Annotated in this window: 3 protein-coding genes; 1 reads left to right on the top strand and 2 read right to left on the bottom strand. The window is 64.0% G+C overall.

Annotated features, from left to right (window positions below; genetic code table 11):
* Positions 1-158: 158 nt before the first annotated feature.
* A complete protein-coding gene (gene glmM / locus Q0L57_RS06225; protein WP_296739620.1) occupies positions 159-1,511 on the bottom strand; it encodes a phosphoglucosamine mutase in 1,353 nt (450 codons plus the stop codon).
* Positions 1,512-1,877: 366 nt separating this feature from the next.
* Between glmM and Q0L57_RS06220 the strand changes: the two genes are divergently transcribed.
* Complete coding sequence (locus Q0L57_RS06220; RefSeq protein WP_296739617.1) at positions 1,878-2,738, top strand: hypothetical protein; 861 nt, start codon at positions 1,878-1,880, stop codon at positions 2,736-2,738.
* 500 nt (positions 2,739-3,238) lie between these two features.
* Here Q0L57_RS06220 and ftsH read toward each other — a convergent pair.
* A partial coding sequence (ftsH, locus tag Q0L57_RS06215; protein WP_296739614.1) for an ATP-dependent zinc metalloprotease FtsH occupies positions 3,239-4,686 on the bottom strand: 1,448 nt, incomplete at its 5' end.

Below are 4,686 nucleotides of genomic sequence, written 5' to 3'. Positions count from 1 at the left end.
AGGTTAAAAGCCGTTTAACCGTACCGATTAACCACGAATCTATACAATTTTAGATAGATACGGCGATGTGGCCTGAGGGAATGGTCGCGCGCTGGCAGACAAGAAAAAGCCCGCCTGACGACGGGCTTTCGCAATCCGAGGGATCGTATCGCCTGGCTTCAGGCGGCGCTGCGCGTTTCCGAGATGATGCCGACGATGTCATTAACGACGGCCTCGACCAGTTGCGGGTCGTCGCCTTCCGCCATGACCCGGATCAGCGGCTCTGTCCCCGAGGGCCGGATGACGAGCCGCCCGGCCTTGCCAAGGCGGTTGCGCGCCTCTTCGATCGCGGCTTTGACCGGAGCCTCCTCCAGCGGCTTGCCGCCCGATATGCGGACATTCTTCAGGAGCTGCGGCACCGGCTCGAATTTCTTCGAAAGCTCGCTGACCGGGCGGTTCTGCCTTTTGATGCAGGCCAGCACCTGCAGCGCGGAAACCAGGCCGTCGCCCGTCGTCGAGAAATCGGAGAGCACGATGTGGCCGGACTGCTCGCCGCCGACATTGAGGCCGTGCGCGCGCATATGCTCGACGACATAACGGTCGCCGACCTTGGTACGGTGCAGTTGCAGCTTCATGTCGCCGAGGAAGCGTTCGAGCCCGAGGTTGGACATCACGGTGGAGACGACGCCGCCGCCGGCGAGCCGGCCGCTCTGATGCCAGGACTCCGCGATCAGCGCCATGATCTGGTCGCCGTCGACGATTGTGCCGTTCTCGTCGACGATGACGACGCGATCTGCATCGCCGTCGAGCGCGATGCCGATGTCGGCGCGCACCTCATGCACCTTCTTCTGCAGGCCGGCCGGATGGGTCGAGCCGCATTCCTTGTTGATGTTGAAGCCGTTCGGCTCGACATTGATGGCGACCACCTCGGCGCCGAGCTCCCACAGCGCCTCCGGAGCCACCTTGTAGGCGGCGCCGTTCGCGCAGTCGACGACGATCCGCAGGCCCGAAAGCGACATCGATCGCGGCAGCGTGCGCTTGGCGAATTCGATGTAACGGTCATGCACGCCGTCGACGCGCTTGGCCCGGCCGAGCCCGTCGGAATCGGCGAGCGCCAGCTCGATGTCCTTGTCGAGCATCCCTTCGATGCGCTCCTCGATGTCATCGGAGAGCTTGTAGCCGTCGGGGCCGAAGAGCTTGATGCCGTTGTCGTAGTAAGGATTGTGCGAGGCGGAGATCATCACGCCGATGTCGGCTCGCAGCGAGCGCACCAGCATGGCAACCGCCGGCGTGGGAATGGGACCGAGCAGGAACACATCCATGCCGGCGGCGCACAGGCCCGACACCATCGCGTTCTCGATCATGTAGCCGGAAAGCCGCGTATCCTTGCCGAGCACGACACGGTGGCGGTGGCTGCCGCGCTGGAAGGAGAGACCGGCGGCCATGCCGACCCGCATGGCGATCTCGGCCGTCATCGGAAACTTGTTGGCGCGTCCGCGGATACCGTCCGTGCCAAAATATTGTCCTGCCATGCCTTCCAAGTCCCCGTCGGTTTTCAACCGCCCGTATTGCCATAATTGGGCGGTATCCGATCATCACATTTCGTGATTATATATTACGATTCCTTAGAAAATCATTGTCACATGCGGTTCATGTGGTTCGACAGCCTGGCACGACCTCTAGCTGCAGCGGCGATATACCGGACTAGGCGAGCTTTCCCGCCTAGACCGTATAGCCAAACCTTGTTTGCGCGGCGAAGCGCAAGAAATTCGTCATCTTATCGGGAGGGACACACTTTGTGACAGTAACCGCCTCGGAAGCATCTGGCGCAACCGAGCATTGAGAGATAATGATTTGGTATAGGGACACCATCTGGCGGCATCAAGGGAGAAAACGCCATGCTTATTCATAGACTTGCAGCCTTGACGGGCATCGCCGTCGCAACGTTGTTCCTGGCGGCGCCGGCCAACGCGCTGACCATGGCCGAGTGCAGCACCAAATATAACGCGGCCAAGGACGCGGGAACGCTCGCCGGCCAGACCTGGAACCAGTTCCGCAAGGCCCAGTGCGGCGCCGACGCAGCCGCGACGACGACCACCACCAAGGCGGCCGAGACCAAGCCTGCCAAGACCACTACAGCGACAACTGCCGCCGCCCCGGCTGCCGCCGACAGCTCGGCCAAGGGCCTATCCGCGAAGGAATGCAGCACCAAGTACCAGGCAGCCAAGGCCGCCGGCACTCTGAACGGCATGAAGTGGAACGACTTCCGCAAGACCGAATGCGGCGCCGGCGCCACTGCGGCAGCGGCCACCACCGCCGCCCCCGCCGCCACGACTGCTGCCAAGACGGCGACCACCACCACCGCGCCTGCCGCGGGCGCAAAGGGCCTGAGCATGGCTGAGTGCAGCGCCAAGTACAAAGCTGCCAAGACCGCCGGTACGCTCAACGGCATGAAGTGGAACGACTTCCGCAAGGCCCAGTGCGCCGCCAGCGCTTCCGACGACGAGACGGCGCCTGCTCCGACCGAGGCGACCTACACCAGCGAGCCGGAAAAGCCGACGACTGCCGCGCCCAAGGGCGTGACCTTCCCGACGGCGATCTCGTCGAAGTACACCGCCGAGACGCCCGCCAAGGGCCGGATGCACACCTGCCTCGACCAGTACTATGCCAACAAGCAGGCCAACACCCTTGGCGGCCTGAAGTGGATCCAGAAGGGCGGCGGCTTCTACAGCCTCTGCAATGCCAAGCTGAAGAGCTGATCGGTTAGTTCACGCTTGCAAACAAAGGCCCGCGCAGCACAAGCTGCGCGGGCCTTTTGTTTGGGCGAGATCAGGTCAGTTCATGCCCCCCCGCAAGCCGCCTCCGGCGGCCCTGCCAATCTCCCCGCTTGTGGGGGAGATGTACGGCAGGACAGAAGGGGGCGTGAAGGATCGCAGCGTTGCAGGATGAAGGTTCTTCGCCCCACGAGATGAGGGAGAGGCTGCTCGGCGAAGCCGAACCAGAAAAGGGAAGCGCCTACGAAGACCCTCCGTCGGCTCCTCAGCCACCTCTCCCGCACCTCTGGCGAGGGCGAGGAATCCTAACGCGGAGACGCCGGCGGGACAGCGCCCCCCTCTGCCCTGCCGGGCATCTCCCCCACTTGGGGGGAGATTGGCTGTCGCTCCGGCTTTCGCCAATCATCAGGCTACAGGCCTGCCCACTCGAACGCAAAAACGCCGCGGTTTGATCCGCGGCGTTTGACGTAGGTGTTCGCTCGTCGTCAGCCCTGCGGCTGGGGTTCCATGCCACCTTCGGGCTCGGGGCCCTTCTTGCGGCGGCCGCCGGTGCCCGCCTTCGGCACCGCGGAGCCGCGGCTGGGCGGGGTATCGTCGCCGAGGTCGCGAGCGGGTTTGTTGCCGGCGATCAGCTGCTTGATCTCGTCGCCGGACAGCGTCTCGTACTCGAGCAGGCCCTCGGCCAGCGCGATCCAGTCCTTCTTCTTCTTGGTCAGCACGGCCTTGGCGGTCGAATAGGCATCGTCGATCAGCCGGCGCACTTCGGCGTCGATGATCTGCGCGGTCTCTTCCGATATGTTCTGCGTGCGCGCCACCGAATGGCCGAGGAAGACCTCTTCCTGATTGTCGCCATAAGCGACATGGCCGAGCTTGTCGGAGAAGCCCCAGCGCGTGACCATGGCGCGCGCCAGCTTGGTCGCCTGCTCGATATCGGAGGAGGCGCCCGATGTGATGTTCTCCTTGCCGAACTTGAACTCTTCGGCCACACGGCCGCCCATCATGATGGCAAGCCGCGAGATCATGTATTTGTAGCTCATCGAGTAGCGGTCGCCCTCTGGCAACTGCATGACCATGCCGAGCGCGCGGCCGCGCGGGATGATGGTCGCCTTGTGCAGCGGATCCGCCGTCGGCACGTTGAGCGCCAGGATGGCGTGGCCGGACTCGTGATAGGCAGTCAGCTCCTTCTCGGCCTGCGTCATCGCCGACGAGCGGCGTTCCGCGCCCATCATGATCTTGTCCTTGGCGTCCTCGAACTCGGCCATGGTGACGAGCCGCTTGTTGCGGCGTGCCGCCATCAGCGCGGATTCGTTGACGAGGTTCATCAGATCGGCGCCGGAGAAGCCCGGCGTGCCACGCGCGATGACCTTGAGGTCGACATTCGGCGCCAGCGGCACGTTGCGCACATGCACCTTGAGGATCTTCTCGCGTCCGACGATGTCAGGGTTCGGCACCACGACCTGGCGGTCGAAACGGCCGGGCCTGAGCAGCGCCGGGTCGAGCACGTCGGGCCGGTTGGTGGCGGCGATCAGGATGATGCTCTCATTGGACTCGAAACCGTCCATCTCGACCAGCAACTGGTTCAGCGTCTGCTCGCGCTCGTCATTACCGCCGCCGAGGCCGGCGCCGCGATGACGGCCGACAGCATCGATCTCATCGATGAAGATGATGCAGGGCGCGTTCTTCTTGGCCTGGTCGAACATGTCACGCACACGCGACGCGCCGACACCGACGAACATCTCGACGAAATCCGAGCCGGAGATGGTGAAGAAGGGCACGTTCGCCTCGCCCGCCACCGAGCGCGCCAGAAGCGTCTTGCCGGTGCCGGGAGGGCCGACGAGCAGCACGCCGCGCGGGATCTTGCCGCCTAGCCGCTGGAATTTCTGCGGATCGCGCAGGAACTCGACGATCTCCTCCAGATCCTCCTTGGCCTCGT

The sequence above is a fragment of the Mesorhizobium sp. genome (genome assembly GCF_024509055.1).
Lineage (GTDB): Bacteria > Pseudomonadota > Alphaproteobacteria > Rhizobiales > Rhizobiaceae > Mesorhizobium.
The sequence above is the reverse complement of the archived record's forward strand: the minus strand, read 5'-3'. Positions and strand labels throughout refer to the sequence as shown.